Origin of the sequence: Serratia sp. CY29653 (genome assembly GCF_052169255.1) — a bacterium.
GTDB lineage: Bacteria > Pseudomonadota > Gammaproteobacteria > Enterobacterales > Enterobacteriaceae > Serratia > Serratia sarumanii.
On record NZ_JBJNLC010000005.1, the window covers coordinates 84,977 to 99,672 of the forward strand.

General features: G+C 59.3%; 12 protein-coding genes, 4 tRNA genes and 1 other RNA gene. 4 read left to right on the forward strand and 13 right to left on the reverse strand.

Annotated elements, in window-relative coordinates:
* Positions 1-191: 191 nt before the first annotated feature.
* The 4 genes from hemC to hemY are packed head-to-tail and all read left to right on the forward strand — an operon-like array spanning position 192 to position 4,217.
* Entirely contained in the window at positions 192-1,133 is a 942-nt protein-coding gene (gene hemC, locus ACJ8HN_RS20175) for a hydroxymethylbilane synthase (protein WP_004934233.1), read from the forward strand.
* The gene (gene hemD / locus ACJ8HN_RS20180) at positions 1,130-1,870 is read left to right on the forward strand and encodes a uroporphyrinogen-III synthase (protein WP_060388291.1); all 741 of its coding nucleotides are present in this window, start codon (positions 1,130-1,132) and stop codon (positions 1,868-1,870) included. The genes hemC and hemD overlap by 4 nt, the downstream gene beginning before the upstream one ends.
* 22 nt (positions 1,871-1,892) lie before the next feature.
* Positions 1,893-3,017 carry a uroporphyrinogen-III C-methyltransferase gene (gene hemX, locus ACJ8HN_RS20185; protein ID WP_033636648.1) on the forward strand — a complete coding sequence of 375 codons (1,125 nt, stop codon included), beginning with the start codon at positions 1,893-1,895 and terminating at the stop codon, positions 3,015-3,017.
* Positions 3,018-3,020: 3 nt separating this feature from the next.
* Positions 3,021-4,217, forward strand: a complete 1,197-nt coding sequence (hemY, locus tag ACJ8HN_RS20190) for a protoheme IX biogenesis protein HemY (RefSeq protein ID WP_033649634.1) — start codon at positions 3,021-3,023, stop codon at positions 4,215-4,217.
* Positions 4,218-4,942: 725 nt separating this feature from the next.
* Here hemY and ACJ8HN_RS20195 read toward each other — a convergent pair.
* The 13 genes from ACJ8HN_RS20195 to rfbA all read right to left on the reverse strand — a co-directional run bounded on the left by ACJ8HN_RS20195 (position 4,943) and on the right by rfbA (position 14,659).
* Positions 4,943-5,071, reverse strand: a non-coding RNA gene (locus ACJ8HN_RS20195) — RtT sRNA.
* A gap of 32 nt (positions 5,072-5,103) precedes the next feature.
* Positions 5,104-5,180, reverse strand: a tRNA-Pro gene (locus ACJ8HN_RS20200).
* A gap of 74 nt (positions 5,181-5,254) precedes the next feature.
* Positions 5,255-5,341 (reverse strand) — tRNA-Leu (locus tag ACJ8HN_RS20205).
* 41 nt (positions 5,342-5,382) lie between these two features.
* Positions 5,383-5,458 (reverse strand) — tRNA-His (locus ACJ8HN_RS20210).
* Between the two features lie 59 nt (positions 5,459-5,517).
* A tRNA-Arg gene (locus ACJ8HN_RS20215) sits at positions 5,518-5,594 on the reverse strand.
* Positions 5,595-5,729: 135 nt separating this feature from the next.
* On the reverse strand, positions 5,730-7,133 hold the full coding sequence (thrP, locus tag ACJ8HN_RS20220; protein ID WP_060423426.1) for a bifunctional threonine/serine APC transporter ThrP: 1,404 nt from the start codon (positions 7,131-7,133) through the stop codon (positions 5,730-5,732).
* A 365-nt stretch (positions 7,134-7,498) separates the two neighbouring features.
* Complete coding sequence (wecG, locus tag ACJ8HN_RS20225) at positions 7,499-8,239, reverse strand: lipopolysaccharide N-acetylmannosaminouronosyltransferase (protein WP_049233763.1); 741 nt, start codon at positions 8,237-8,239, stop codon at positions 7,499-7,501.
* Between the two features lie 14 nt (positions 8,240-8,253).
* Complete coding sequence (gene wzyE / locus ACJ8HN_RS20230; RefSeq protein WP_442523859.1) at positions 8,254-9,621, reverse strand: ECA oligosaccharide polymerase; 1,368 nt, start codon at positions 9,619-9,621, stop codon at positions 8,254-8,256.
* Positions 9,618-10,703 (reverse strand): TDP-N-acetylfucosamine:lipid II N-acetylfucosaminyltransferase, encoded by a 1,086-nt coding sequence (locus ACJ8HN_RS20235; RefSeq protein ID WP_033649866.1) that lies wholly within the window; start codon positions 10,701-10,703, stop codon positions 9,618-9,620. Before ACJ8HN_RS20235 ends, wzyE begins: the two co-directional genes overlap by 4 nt.
* Complete coding sequence (gene wzxE / locus ACJ8HN_RS20240; RefSeq protein WP_033649867.1) at positions 10,700-11,950, reverse strand: lipid III flippase WzxE; 1,251 nt, start codon at positions 11,948-11,950, stop codon at positions 10,700-10,702. Before wzxE ends, ACJ8HN_RS20235 begins: the two co-directional genes overlap by 4 nt.
* 1 nt (position 11,951) lies before the next feature.
* On the reverse strand, positions 11,952-13,082 hold the full coding sequence (gene rffA, locus ACJ8HN_RS20245; RefSeq protein WP_033636640.1) for a dTDP-4-amino-4,6-dideoxygalactose transaminase: 1,131 nt from the start codon (positions 13,080-13,082) through the stop codon (positions 11,952-11,954).
* On the reverse strand, positions 13,069-13,800 hold the full coding sequence (rffC, locus tag ACJ8HN_RS20250; protein WP_033654007.1) for a dTDP-4-amino-4,6-dideoxy-D-galactose acyltransferase: 732 nt from the start codon (positions 13,798-13,800) through the stop codon (positions 13,069-13,071). Before rffC ends, rffA begins: the two co-directional genes overlap by 14 nt.
* On the reverse strand, positions 13,778-14,659 hold the full coding sequence (gene rfbA, locus ACJ8HN_RS20255; protein WP_033654006.1) for a glucose-1-phosphate thymidylyltransferase RfbA: 882 nt from the start codon (positions 14,657-14,659) through the stop codon (positions 13,778-13,780). Before rfbA ends, rffC begins: the two co-directional genes overlap by 23 nt.
* Positions 14,660-14,696 lie beyond the last annotated feature (37 nt).

Here is a 14,696-nt window from a genome sequence, read left to right on the forward strand (position 1 = left end):
CCGTAAAGGAGGTAACGCTTCACAATTATTGTAGCGCTTCCCTAAACGATTTACCCGCAGTGTTAACTGCCCCAAAGCACATCACACGTCCCTTTGATTCCGTTGTCCTTTTTCCGCCTCCGGCTTCTTGCACTGACAGTATTGGCTCTCAGTGGTAGGATGGATGGCGAAATATAAAAACGGTAACAAGCATGTTAGACAAAATTATTCGAATTGCCACCCGACAAAGCCCGCTTGCACTCTGGCAAGCACATTATGTGCAGCAACGTCTGATGGCCTGCCATCCCGGCCTGCAGGTCGAGTTGGTGCCGATGGTGACGCGCGGCGACGTTATTCTGGATACGCCGCTGGCGAAAGTCGGCGGTAAGGGCCTGTTTGTTAAAGAACTCGAGCTGGCGCTGCTGGAAGGCCGCGCCGACATCGCCGTGCACTCGATGAAAGACGTGCCGGTCGATTTCCCCGCCGGCCTGGGTTTGACCACCATTTGCGAACGCGAAGATCCGCGCGACGCTTTTGTTTCCAACCGTTTCGCCTCGCTCGATCAACTGCCGCAGGGCAGCGTGGTCGGCACTTCCAGCCTGCGCCGCCAGTGCCAGCTGCGTGAACGCCGCCCGGATCTGATCGTGCGCGACCTGCGCGGCAACGTCGGCACTCGCCTGGCCAAGCTGGACAACGGCGACTATGACGCAATTATTCTGGCGGTGGCCGGCCTGAAACGCCTGGGGCTGGAGCAACGCATCCGCAGCCCGCTGAGCGCCGAAGAGTGCCTGCCGGCGGTCGGCCAAGGTGCGGTCGGCATTGAATGCCGTCTCGACGACAGCGTCACCCGCGCGCTGCTGGCGCCGCTGAACCATGCGGCCACCGAAACCCGCGTGCGCGCCGAACGGGCGATGAACACCCGTCTGGAAGGCGGCTGCCAGGTGCCGATCGGCAGCTATGCCGAACTGGATGGCGACAGCCTGTGGCTGCGTGCCTTGGTCGGCGCGCCGGACGGTAGCCAGATGGTGCGCGGCGAGCGCCGCGGCCCGGCCGCCGAGGCCGAACGGATGGGCGTTGAGCTGGCGGAAGAGCTGCTGGCGCGCGGCGCGCGCGAGATCCTGCGCGAAGTTTATCAGGGAAATCCGCCGGCATGACGATCCTGGTAACCCGCCCATCGCCTTCGGGAGAGCAGTTAGTGAGCCGGCTGCGCGCACTCGGCCGGGTTGCCTATCATGCACCGCTGATCGACTTCGCCCCCGGTGGCGATCTGCCGCAGCTGCCGCAGGCGTTGCAGCAGTTGAACGCCGGCGATCTGGTATTCGTGCTGTCGCAGCATTCGGTGAACTATGCCGATTCGGTCATCGGCCGCGCCGGGCTGAGCTGGCCCGCGCACCTGAATTATTACGCCATCGGCCGCACCACCGGGCTGGCGCTGCACCGCATCAGCAGTTTGCCGGTGGAATACCCGCGGGAACGCGAGATCAGCGAAACGCTGCTGCTGCTGCCGGCGCTGCAAAAGCTGGCGGGCAAACGCGCGCTGATTTTGCGCGGCAACGGCGGCCGCGAGTTGCTGGGCACGACGCTGAGCGAGCGCGGCGCCGACGTCAGCTATTATGAATGCTATCAACGCAGCCCGGTGCACTACGACGGCAGCGAGCAGAGCGCCCACTGGCAGCGCGCCGGTGTGGATACGCTGGTGGTGACCAGCGGTGAAATGTTACAACAGCTCTATACTTTAGTTCCTGATTACTATCGTTCTTCATGGCTGCTGCGTTGCCGCCTGGTAGTAGTGAGCGAACGCCTGGCTACCCTCGCCCGGGATTTGGGCTGGCGTACGATTCGGGTAGCTGACAACGCCGATAATGACGCGCTGATCCGCGCGCTACAATAATCTGACTATGGGATGTGCCACTATGACGGAACAAAATACCCCATCCGCCCCGGTTGAAGAGCCAACCACCGCGGTTGAGAGCTCCCAGCAGCCAGCCGCTGCCAGCCGCAAAGGCAAGAACACCGGCCCGGTGCTCGGCGCGATCGCTATCGTGCTGGTCATCGCCCTCGGCGCGGGCGGCTATTACCACACGCACCAGCAGGCGCAACAGCTGATCGCCGCCAATCAGGCGCTGCAGCAACAGCTTGAAGGCGTGAAGCAGAGCCAGCAGCAGGAAAGAAATGCGCTGGAAGGCCTGTTGCAGCAGCAGGGTAAAACCCTGGACGCCGCCGATCGCGAGCAGGCTAACCTCGCGCGCCAACTGAGCGAGCTGCAGGAAAAAGTGGCGACCATCTCCGGCAGCGACGCCAAAACCTGGCTGCTGGCGCAGGCCGATTTCCTGGTGAAAATGGCCGGCCGCAAGCTGTGGAGCGATCAGGACGTGACCAGCGCCGCCGCGCTGCTGAAAAGCGCCGACGCCAGCCTGGCGGACATGAACGATCCTAGCCTGCTCGACGTGCGCCGCGCCATTACCGAAGACATCGGCACGCTTGCTACGCTGACCCAGGTCGATTACGACGGCATCATCCTCAAGGTCAATCAGCTGTCCAATCAGGTGGATAACCTGCGCTTGGCGGACAACGACACCGACGAAGCGCCGATGGATCAAAACAGCAGCGAGCTCTCCGGTTCGATCGCCGAGTGGCGGCAGAACCTGGCCAAGAGCTGGCGCAATTTCATGGCCGACTTCATTACCATCCGCCGCCGCGACGCCAGCGCCGAACCGCTGCTGGCGCCGAACCAGGACATCTACCTGCGCGAAAACATCCGTTCGCGCCTGCTGGTGGCCGCGCAGGCCATCCCGCGCCACCAGAACGAGACCTACAAGCAATCGCTGGAAACCGTCTCCACCTGGGTGCGCGCCTATTTCGACACCACCGATCCGGCGACCAAGGCCTTCCTGGAAGAGCTGGACAGCCTGAGCCAACAGTCGATCTCGATGGACGTGCCGGATCAGCTGAAAAGCCAGCCGCTGCTGGAAAAAGTGATGCAGACCCGGGTGCGCAACCTGATGACCCAGTCCCCTGCCGCTCACCAGGAGGGTTAAGCCATGTTACGCGTGCTATTTCTGTTCCTGGTGGTGATCGCCAGCGTGGTGCTCGGGCCGATGTTGGCCGGGCATCAAGGCTATGTGCTGATCCAGACCGACAACTACAATATCGAAACCAGCGTCACCGGCCTGGCGATCATGCTGGTGCTGCTGTTCGTGGTGCTGCTGGCGATCGAGTGGATCCTGCGCCGTCTCTTCCGCACCGGCGCCCGCACGCGCGGTTGGTTTATCGGCCGCAAGCGTACTCGCGCGCGCCAGCAAACCAAAGCCGCGCTGATCAAGCTGGCGGAAGGCGACTACAAGCAGGTCGAGAAGCTGATGACGCGCAACGCCGATCATGCCGAACAGCCGGTGGTGAACTACCTGCTGGCCGCCGAGGCCGCACAGCAACGCGGCGATGACTTCCGCACCAACCAATATCTGGAGCGCGCTGCCGAAGCGGCCGACACCGATCAGCTGCCGGTGGATATCACCCGGGTTCGCATCCAGCTGGCACAGGGCGAGAACCACGCCGCGCGCCACGGCGTCGATCGCCTGCTGAACCAGGCGCCGCGTCATCCGGAAGTATTGCGCCTGGCGGAACAAGCCTATCTGCGCACCGGCGCCTATGCGTCGCTGCTGGAAGTGCTGCCGTCGATGCGTAAAATCGAACTCCACAGCGAAGAGCAACTGCAGGCATTGCAGCAGCAGGCTTATATCGGGCTGATGAATCAGGCGATGGCGGACGAAGGCAGCGAAGGCCTGAAGCGCTGGTGGAAAGATCAGAGCCGCAAGACGCGTCACGAAGTGCCGCTGCAAATCGCGATGGTGGAACACCTGATCGAATGCAACGACCACGAACTGGCGCAGGAGATCGTGCTCGACAGCCTGAAGCGCCAATACGACGAGCGCCTGGTGCTGCTGCTGCCGCGGCTGAAGTCCGGCAACCCCGAGCAGTTGGAGAAAGCGCTGCGCCAGCAGATGAAGCAGCACGGCGCGACGCCGCTGCTGAACAGCACGCTGGGGCAGCTGCTGATGAAACACGGCGAGTGGCAGCAGGCGGCCGACGTCTTCCGCGAAGCGCTGAAACAGCGCCCGGATGCCTACGACTACGCCTGGTTGGCCGATACGCTGGAAAAACTGCATCGTTCGGATGAAGCGGCGCAGATGCGGCGCGAAGGACTGATGTTGACGCTGAAACAGAACGGCGGCGAATAGCGCCCTGCACGATTGAAGAACAGCGCGGCTCTTGATGCCGCGCTTTTTTTTGCCAGTTAACATCCTGAGGCGCAAAAAAAAACACTTGCCGTAGGGCAAGTGTATAAAGAAGCAATCAGGTCTAGGACAACAGGGGCGGTGCCTCACTCAACGTTTTGCCCTGAGCGTGATGACGGGTTAGTCATCGTTCTCGTGGGCGATAGGCACCCTAAATCGGCTCTGCGTCATTCCCAGGGTTTATGAGGCCTAAGGCGAACATAAGAGGTGGAATGAGCATCTACGCTATAGATATTGCACTTGGCGTGCCAACTTTAAGGCTAAGGCCATTCCCAATAAAAAACGGGTCTCAATGCATTGAAATATATTAATTTTTAATTTAACCCTGTCTTTCCTGTTATATGCCACTCTCTGGCATTCCATGCCAGCAGCCGTAATAAGAATGTCGCCTCAAAACGACGACTTAAGCCAAAGCCCATTTTATCTTTTTAAATCAATCAATTATTTGTCTCAACCTGACGACAGCGCTGGATGGCTCTGTCGCTGAAAACCAACACGCTTGCCGACAGAGACAAAGTGCCCATCCTTAGATACGCAAAAAGCCCGCGCATTGCTGCACGGGCCTACCTTCGTCTCGCTTCGCGAGGCTCGAACCTCCTGCGGAGGTGCTCATCCTCATAAACTACAGACGAAAAAAAACCTGCTTTAAAAAGCAGGTTTTTCGAATGTGGTCGGCGAGAGAGGATTACGCGCATCTTTGATGCGCGCCCTGCGGGCCGTTGCTAAAGCAACGTTGTCTCGCTTCGCGAGGCTCGAACCTCCTGCGGAGGTACTCATCCTCATAAACTGCAGGCGTAAAAAAACCGACTTGCGTCGGTTTTTTCGAATGTGGTCGGCGAGAGAGGATTCGAACCTCCGACCCACTGGTCCCAAACCAGTTGCGCTACCAAGCTGCGCTACTCGCCGATTTGTGTTGCTCATACTACCCGATTTATCAGACCATTGTCCATATAAATCTTATATTTATCAGATATTTTGCGTGGTGCGAAGAGAGGGACTTGAACCCTCACGTCCGTAAGAACACTAACACCTGAAGCTAGCGCGTCTACCAATTCCGCCACCTTCGCACTGTCACAAAATACTGCTAAATCGTCACTTCGTCAGGAAGTGGGGTGGCTAATGGGACTCGAACCCACGACAACTGGAATCACAATCCAGGGCTCTACCAACTGAGCTATAGCCACCATTACTACTTCTTACTCACGCGGTAATATACCACCGCAGCTCCTGCGCACAAACTTAATGGCGCGCCCGACAGGATTCGAACCTGAGACCTCTGCCTCCGGAGGGCAGCGCTCTATCCAGCTGAGCTACGGGCGCGTAGCGCCGTTGCGGGAGGGGATACTACGGATTTACGCCAATCCTGTCTAGTGCTTTTTCGCAGAAATGTTGCGTTTGATTACGCTTTGCTCACTCCCGCGCACAAAAGCGCACTCCGTAGCCCCTTTTCGCCGTTTATTGGCGCGTTTCTACCCGATTTTCAACCGGATGATGTTTCTTGTGCATGCCGAAAGCGAAGTAGCATAGGCTGACGCCGGCTAAGAAAATCGCCCCGACCAGCAGGGAAATGCGCGTATCCGGGTTGATTCCCATGCCGACCAGCACGCAAACCAGAAAAGCGATGGTCAGATAGTTCACATACGGGAACATGATCGACTTAAAGCTGTGGTTTTTGATCGCTTCCTTATGGGCGCGGCGGAAATAGAGTTGGCTTATCAGCACCACGAACCACGGCACCATGCCCGGCAGCACGCTCGCGCTGTAGACATAAACGAACACCTGCTCCGGATTCGGGATGATGTAGTTCAGCGCGGAGCCCACCAACAGGCAGCCGATGGTGACGGCGATGCAGTTCACCGGCACGCCGCTGGCGGAAAGCTTGGTGAGCGCCGCCGGCAGTTGGCGGTTCTTGGCCAGGGCGTACAGCATGCGGCCGCCGCTGTACATGCCGCTGTTGCAACCGGAGAGCGCGGCGGTCAACACCACGAAGTTGATGATGCCGGCGGCGGCAACGATGCCGATCTTGGCGAAGGTCAGCACGAACGGGCTGCCGGTGGTGCCGATGCCGTTCCACGGGAAGATGGTGACAATGACGAAGATCGCACCGACATAGAAGATCAGGATGCGCCACAGGATATTGTTGATCGCGCGTTTCAGCGTCACCTGCGGGTTCTTGGCTTCCCCGGCGGTGATGCCCACCAGTTCAACCCCCTGATAGGACGCCACCACGATGCACAGCGCAAACAGGAAGCCTTTCCAGCCGCCGGCAAAGAAACCGCCGTGCGCCGTCAAATTGGCGAAACCGATAGGTTCACCGCCGTTGCCGAAGCCGAAAAGGATCACCCCCAGCCCCACCAGAATCATCACGATGATGGTGGTGACCTTGATCATGGCAAACCAGAACTCCAGCTCACCGTACAGGCGCACCGCCGCCAGGTTGGCCAACGCGACCATCGCTACGGCGATCAGCGCCGGCACCCACTGCGGTATTTCCGGGAACCAGAACTGCACATATACCCCGATGGCGGTGATTTCAGAAATGCCGACGGCAATCCACATAAACCAGTAGCCCCAGGCGGTCAGATAACCGAAGTAGGGATTCATGTACTTATGCGCGTAAACGGCAAACGACCCGGCGACCGGCTCGAGGAACAACATTTCCCCCATCGAACGCATAATGAAGAACACGAACAGCCCGGCGATGATGTAAGCCAGTAGCACCGACGGCCCCGCCCATTTCAGCGTACTGGCCGAGCCCATAAACAGGCCGACACCGATGGTGCCCCCCAGAGCGATAAGCTCGATATGCCGGGCCTCAAGGCCCCGGTGTAGCCCTTGCGGTTTCTCTTTGTGTGCCATAAATCCTCAATAATTTTTCTCGGGTCGTGTTTGCCTGCCGGCCGCTGCCGGTCGTTATTGTCATTATTAAAAGAATAAATCATCCCCTGCCGATCGGATTGGCATCAACGGGTTGTCGGAGCGAAGTGACCGTGAGAAGGACATCGTTCAGCGCTGTCGCATCAAGCTTCAGCGGCCAGGGATAATTTCCGGGCGGTATCGTTTCGCATTTCGCCGCTATAAGCAAACCGCAATTTAAAACTTTATGGAATAAATGCGACGACGTTTAGGGCCGAGGGTTATAGATATGCGGGAGAAACGCGCAAAAGCAGATTATTGGTACAGCAGACCGGAGCGGAACAGCACTTTCCGCCCCGGATGAGGGGTTACATCTTGCCGCTGTAGTAGTAGCCGACAAACTTCAACAGCTTCAACTGCCGGCCGATGCGGCTGGGTTGGCTGAGCAGGCGGTAGAGCCATTCCAGACCGAGGTTCTGCCACACCTTGGGCGCACGCTTCACATGGCCGGTAAAGACGTCGTAGGTGCCGCCCACGCCCATATACAGCGCCTGCGGATGCACCTTGCGGCAGTCGCGCATCAGAATCTCCTGCTTCGGCGATCCCATCGCCACCGTCACGATCGCGGCGCCGCTGGCACGAATACGCTCGAACAGCACCTCGCGCTGATCCGGTTTGAAGTAGCCGTCCTGGCTGCCCACCAGGTTGACATTCCACTGGCTGCGCAGCTTTTGCTCGGTTTCCGCCAAAACCTCCGGCTTGCCGCCGACCAGGAAGACCGGCGTGCCTTCACGGCCGGCGCGTTGCATCAAGGCTTCCCACAGATCGGCGCCCGCAACGCGCGAAACGTCCGCCGCCGGGTATTTGCGGCGAATCGAGCGCACCATGCTGATGCCGTCTGCGTACTTGTACTCCGCCTCATCCAGCAACGCATGCAGCGCCTGGTCCTCTTCCGCCTTCAGGATCTTTTCCGCGTTCATGGCCACCAGCGTGCCCTGTTTTACCCGGCCGCCGTCGAACAAAAAGTCCATGCAGTGCGCCATATCGCGAAAGCCCCACAGGCTGAAACCGCGCAGCTCATACTGCGGCACCGAAATCTTTGCTTCCATCGTTCTCATTACCCTTACAAAAGACCGTTGGCCCGAGGCGGCGACGCCAGCGCGCGGGTGCGCGTCACTCTGGCCTTGATCAGCCCGGCGGTATCGAACAGCCAATACAGCAACTTCGCCAGCACCAGACAGGCACCGAAAATAATGCAGAAGAACACCACGCGCGACACGAATGAATCCACCCCTTCCCGCGCCAACACGATCATGTTGAACACCGCGCCGAAGCAGAACCCCTGCAGAATGGCCGCCTTATAGCGGTTCGGCTCGGTTTTGCCCAGCTCATACAGCCAGTCGAACCACTTGATGATCATGCCCACCAGAATCGCGCCGAGCGGGATAAACAGCGCGCCGCCCATCACCACCAGCGAACCGATCAGCGTCGGCGAAATCGCCAGCCCGGAGTGGTTGTTCAGCACTTCCCAGGTGAAGTAGTTGGCCGAGTTCAGCACCACGTCCGGCCGGCCGGGCCAGAGCCAGGTAGGGATAAAGACGTAGAAATCACGCATGATCGGCGCCAGGCCCTGGAAATCGATCTTGTCGTAATTTTGCAACAGCAGCGCCAGGTTTTCCCACGGCGAGAAGGTATCGCGGGTCAGGTAGAGGAAGGTATAAAACGCCTCCGCGCCGCTGACGTCCAGGCTGTAGCGCTTCAACGCCAGCCAGAACATGCCGACCACGCCGAATATGCCCGCCGCCGCCAGCATCCACAGCGTGATCCAGCCGCGTACGATGCCGATAAACAGGAACAGCGCGAAGGCGATGATGATGTTGGCGCGGGTGCCGCCGACGATCACGTAGGTCAGAATGCCGAACGCCACCGTCGCCACCAGGAACAAGAACCAGGCGCGCAGATCCTGCCGCAGGAAATAGACCACCAGCATCGCCGGAATGAAGAAGTAAAAGAACCGCTTGAGCGCCACGCCGGACACGTCGCTGGAGAAAATCTGGCTGTAGGAATTGAGCTTGAACAGCAGGAAGCCGTTCTGCATGAAGAAGATCCCAACGGTACCGATCGCCACCAGCGCCAGCAGCACCCAGGTCATATGGGTTTCCACCCGGTTCATGGTAAACAGCGCAGCGCGCGGCTGTGTGCGGCGTTTGCGCAGCCGAGTCTTGTAGGTAACGTAATAGATGGCGTAAAACGCCGTCGCCGACAGCAGGGCGTACAGCAGAAACTCCACCGGCACCACCTCGACGTCAAACTGGAACACCAGCAGGCAGGTCAAAGGAAAACCGAAATAAAACGTCAGCAAATACAGCAGCGAGAAGAAGACGTTGAAGTTAAAGCGCACGCGCCGAAACTCCTGATAGGTCAGCGTCAGGATAAACGTCAGGCTGACCAGATAGACGACGAACAGGCCGCCGAATTGCGCCAACGTCATGAGTGCTCTCCCGCCGCCAACGCCAGGGCTTGCTGCCAACCGTCGACATAGTTCGGATTGAAGAAGGCGATCGCCTGTTTATCCACCGCCGCCAGCTGACGCTGCGCTTCACGCACCACCGCCTCGTCCAGCGAATCGCCGTAGAACAGCACCGGCAGATGCTGTTCCGCCAAATCCTGCCAGAACGGGTTTTGCCGGCTGAGCACGAAAGGCACGCCGAACTGAATCAGCAGGCACAGGGTGCCAATCCCCTGCTGGCGATTGAAAATGAAATAGCCGAGATCGCAGGCGCGTAAAATATTGAGATAATCCTCAAACGCCACCTGCTGCGTGAGCAGCTGCAGGTTTTTCTCGCCGAACAGCGGCAACCCGGCGGCGCGCACCTGCTCGATGTAGGCGTCGTTATTGGCCGGATAGCCCATCGGCAGGATCACGCGCACGTCGGCGCCGAACTGCTGATGAATCGCCTGCAGCGCTTCGATATGCCGATTGCTGCGATCGCCGGAGTTACCGACCAGAATCGTCATCGGCCCGGCCAGGTTTTTCTCGACGTGAACGTCGGTCAGCGCCGGATCCATGCGGGTCGGGAAGTACAGCAGCGAGGCCGGCACCCGCGCATGGCGCTGCTGGTAGTGGATCACGTCGCCGCGGGTAGCAAACACGTTCCCTACTCGCCCCTGCGCAATGCGGCGCAGCAGATAGAACAGCCGGAATTTCCAGCTGGTGGCGTCTTCATACAGATCGGCGCCCCAAATATGCCAACTGACCTGACGCGCCTTGATCTTGCCGCTCAGCAGCGCCAGCCACAGCCCCGGATTGAACTGGCCGTGCAGGAAGAAGCGCGCATCGCGATCGGCCTGAGCGCGCGCGATGACCGCCGCCGCCAGGCTTTTCTTGTCTGCGTAGGGCTCAATGTTCAGGGCGGGGAAATCACCCAGTGCCGCCACATCCTTGGCCGCCACCATAAAATGCCGCGTCTGCTCAGCCGGCAAACGCGGCGCCAGCACGTCGTTGAAGAAGCGCAGCACCGTCTGGTTATGATGCGGGATATCGGATCCCAGAACGTGAATCAGTGTGGTCATACTCGTCTACGATAGATAAGAAATACGCAGCTACAGAGCGCGAAATACACGATGTAGGTTGCCATATAGGCCTGAGCCGCCCCCAGCGCGCCGTGCAGCGGGATCAGCCAGTGCGAGAACAGCGTCAGCAGCAGAAACTGGCTGACTTCCGTCAGGATATAGAAGCGCAGCGACGCTTTGGCGATCACCAGATAGCCGAACACATAAGCCCCGACTTTCAGCACGTCGCCCACCAGCTGCCAGGCAAACAGATCGCGCATGGCGACGAATTTATCCGAGAACAGCAGCCAGATGGCGAAATCACGCAGCAGCCACACCGTAAAGCTCGCCGCCGCTACCGCCGGCAGCACGAATTTCAACGAGCGCACGATCTCCCGCGAGATGGCGCCCTTGTCCGTCAGCCGCGACAGCGTCGGCAGCAGATAGACGGTAAACGAGGCGGTGATGAACTGCAGATAGGCATCGGAAATGCTGCTGACGCCCTGCCAGATCCCCACTTCATCCCAACCGTAATGCGCGGCCAACAGGTTACGCATCATCACATAGGCCACCGGCAGCGTCACCGAAGTGATCAGCGCCATGACGGTGAACTTGCCGAGGTTGCCGGCCACGAGTTTGTCCCAGCGCGGCGCCAGGTAGCGCAACGGCAGCGTTTTGCGCCGCCACAGCATCAGCCCGGCCGGCAGCACCACCAACGCCGGCACCAGCGCCAGCCCCGCCAACGCGCCTTCATAACCGCCCAGCTTGAAGCACAGGTAATAAGCCACCACGCCGAGCAGGCTGCCGCCGATCACCGCCAGCGCATTGCCCATCGCGTCGCGATAGCCTTTCAGCACCGCCATAAACAGGTTGGCGTAGGCGATGCCCATCTGAATGAAAGCGACGGCGCGCACCACATCGACGTAATCGGCATGCCCGAACAGCCCGATGCTGATCGGTTCGGCGGCGAACAGAAACACCAGCGCCAGCAAGGTCGAAAAGCCCAGCACGATGCTCGACGCGGTGCCCACCGCCAGACGCAGACGCTGCGGATCCTGGTGGTACTCCGCCACGTATTTGGTGATACCGTTAAAAATGCCCGCGCCGGACAGCACGCCCAGCACGGTAATCAACTGGCGGAAATTACCCGCCTGCCCCACCCCGCTGGGGCCAAACGCCACCGCCAGCAGTTTCACCACCAACAGCCCCACGCCGATTTTGATTAGCGTGGAGCCGGCGGTCCATATCGATGCTTTTGCCAACGACATATCAGGCAAAGAAACTCAGGATGGTATTGATTACCGTACGCTGATTGACATCAGACATATTGTAGAATAGCGGCAAGCGCACCAGGCGCGCGCTTTCCTGCGTGGTGTAACGATCTTCGCCGGCAAAGCGGCCAAAGCGTTCGCCGGCCGGGCAATCATGCAGCGGGATATAGTGGAACACCGCCATGATTTCGGCTTCCTTCAGGTAGTCGATAAAGGCCGTGCGCTCTTCGATATCGCGCAGCTTGATATAGAACATGTGCGCGTTATGCACGCAGTCGGCCGGGATTACCGGCAGTTCGATGCGGCCTGAGCGGGCCAACGGCAGGAAGCTGTCGTAGTACTTCTGCCACAGAGCCAAACGGCGCTGGTTGATGCGCTCCGCCACTTCCAGCTGGCCCCACAGGTAGGCGGCCTGCAGGTCGGACATCAGATAGCTGGAACCGATGTCGCGCCAGGTATATTTGTCTACCTGGCCACGGAAGAACTGGCTGCGGTTGGTGCCTTTTTCGCGGATGACTTCCGCCCGATCAATCAGGGCCGGATCGTTCACCAGCGTCGCGCCGCCTTCGCCGCCGGCGGTGTAGTTTTTGGTTTCATGGAAGCTGAAGCAGCCGATATGGCCAATGGTGCCCAATGCCTTGCCTTTGTAGGTCGACATCACGCCCTGCGCGGCATCTTCCACCACGAACAGGTTATATTTCTTCGCCAGCGCCATGATGGTATCCATCTCGCAGGCCACGCCGGCATAGTGCACCGGCACAATCGCGCGGGTTTTATCGGTAATCGCCGCTTCGATTTTGGTTTCGTCGATGTTCATGGTGTCTGGACGCAGGTCGACGAACACCACTTTGGCGCCGCGCAGCACAAAGGCGTTGGCGGTGGAAACGAAGGTAAAGCTTGGCATGATCACTTCGTCACCCGGCTGGATATCCAGCAGAATGGCGGCCATTTCCAACGACGCGGTGCAGGAAGGCGTCAACAACACTTTCGCGCTGCCGAAACGCTGTTCCATCCACTGCTGGCAGCGGCGGGTGAAACCGCCGTCGCCGCACAATTTGCCGCTGCCCATGGCAGCCTGCATATATTCCAGTTCAGTGCCAACAACCGGTGGAGCGTTAAATGGAATCATGTCTACCTCTGTATAACCAGTACGCGGTGCTTTCAATCACGGCACCCTGTCGTTGATAGAGTCGTAATGCGGCGATATTGCCCACCTGGGTCGCAACCCGCAGGCGCTGCATCCCCTGCTGCCGACATTCGGCGATCGCCGCCGTCATCAGCCTGGCGCCCACGCCCCGGCCGGATGCGCCGGGGAACGCCGCCAACAGGCCAATGCGCATTTCCTGGCCGCCAATGTCACGCAGGCTGACAAAGCCTTCGGGTTGCCCCTGGCTATCCAGCACCAGCAAGCATTGATGATCAAAGGTGCCCTGCACCGCTTTTTCGATCCAGGCCGCATAGAATCGCCCGCTATCGGCGCGATCGTACCACGGGGCGCGAAATCGGCTGGCAGCGAACACCTCACCGGCGGCAGCGCGCAATGACGGGATGTCCTCGGGAACGGCCTGACGCCCCGCAACCGCCGAAGCGGCATCGGCCGTCGCGCTTTCAGGCGCAACGTTCACCACCAGATCCACTTCCCCTTCGACCAGCCGGAATCCCAGCGTCGACAGCGCATCGGCCCATCCCAGGCGATAAGCGGGAATTTTGGCCTGCACCAACGCATAGGCATCCAAATCAGCCTCGGCTACGGGTGCCGCCGAGCTATCGAAATGTAATTTGGCGCTCTCTAATTGGAAGAAGTCGCTCTCCCAAACCAGCGGCTCAATACTGGCGTGGACGCGCATGCAGTAAATCCAGTAAATATTTGCCGTAACCGGTTTTGGCCAGCGTCTGAGCCGCGCGTTTTACGCCCTCATCATCCAGCCAGCCATTGCGCCAGGCGATCTCCTCGAGACAGGCGATTTTAAAGCCCTGGCGTTTTTCTACCGTCTGCACGAAGCTGCTGGCTTCCAGCAGACTGTCGTGCGTGCCGGTATCCAACCAGGCGAAACCACGCCCCAACAGCTCGACGTTCAGCTCTCCGCGTTCCAGATACATCTGGTTAATGCTGGTGATTTCCAGCTCGCCGCGCTCCGAAGGCTTCACCTGTTTGGCAAACTCCACCACCTGGCTATCGTAGAAGTACAGGCCGGTCACCGCCCAGTTAGACTTCGGTTTAACCGGTTTTTCTTCGATCGACAGCGCGCGGAAGTGGTCGTCAAACTCCACCACGCCAAAGCGCTCGGGATCCATCACCTGATAGCCAAACACGGTCGCGCCGGTGGAACGAGCCGCAACGCTTTTCAGCTTGGGACTGAACCCCTGCCCAAAGTAAATATTGTCACCCAATACCAGGCAGCTCGGCTCACCGGCCAAAAATTCTTCACCGATCAAAAATGCCTGAGCCAGGCCATCGGGACTTGGCTGTTCGGCATAGCTGAGAGTGATGCCAAACGCTTCTCCGCTGCCTAACAAACGCTTGAATGAAGGCAAATCTTCCGGCGTGGAGATAATCAGAATGTCGTTGATCCCCGCCAGCATCAGCACCGACAAGGGGTAATAGATCATCGGCTTGTCGTAGATCGGCAGCAGTTGCTTGGACACGCCGCGCGTGATCGGATGCAGACGCGTACCGGAACCGCCGGCCAGAATAATACCTTTCATACTTGCTCCCAAATCCACAGCGCCTGCTAAAGACAGC

Excerpts from the sequence above, each read along its gene's own strand:
- wzxE (WP_033649867.1), bottom strand. The coding sequence starts at position 11,950 with ATGTCGTTGGCAAAAGCATCGATATGGACCGCCGGCTCCACGCTAATC.
- thrP (WP_060423426.1), bottom strand. The coding sequence starts at position 7,133 with ATGGCACACAAAGAGAAACCGCAAGGGCTACACCGGGGCCTTGAGGCC.
- hemC (WP_004934233.1), top strand. The coding sequence starts at position 192 with ATGTTAGACAAAATTATTCGAATTGCCACCCGACAAAGCCCGCTTGCA.
- rfbA (WP_033654006.1), bottom strand. The coding sequence starts at position 14,659 with ATGAAAGGTATTATTCTGGCCGGCGGTTCCGGTACGCGTCTGCATCCG.
- ACJ8HN_RS20235 (WP_033649866.1), bottom strand. The coding sequence starts at position 10,703 with ATGACCACACTGATTCACGTTCTGGGATCCGATATCCCGCATCATAAC.
- rffC (WP_033654007.1), bottom strand. The coding sequence starts at position 13,800 with ATGCGCGTCCACGCCAGTATTGAGCCGCTGGTTTGGGAGAGCGACTTC.
- wzyE (WP_442523859.1), bottom strand. The coding sequence starts at position 9,621 with ATGACGTTGGCGCAATTCGGCGGCCTGTTCGTCGTCTATCTGGTCAGC.
- hemD (WP_060388291.1), top strand. The coding sequence starts at position 1,130 with ATGACGATCCTGGTAACCCGCCCATCGCCTTCGGGAGAGCAGTTAGTG.
- wecG (WP_049233763.1), bottom strand. The coding sequence starts at position 8,239 with ATGGAAGCAAAGATTTCGGTGCCGCAGTATGAGCTGCGCGGTTTCAGC.
- rffA (WP_033636640.1), bottom strand. The coding sequence starts at position 13,082 with ATGATTCCATTTAACGCTCCACCGGTTGTTGGCACTGAACTGGAATAT.
- hemX (WP_033636648.1), top strand. The coding sequence starts at position 1,893 with ATGACGGAACAAAATACCCCATCCGCCCCGGTTGAAGAGCCAACCACC.
- hemY (WP_033649634.1), top strand. The coding sequence starts at position 3,021 with ATGTTACGCGTGCTATTTCTGTTCCTGGTGGTGATCGCCAGCGTGGTG.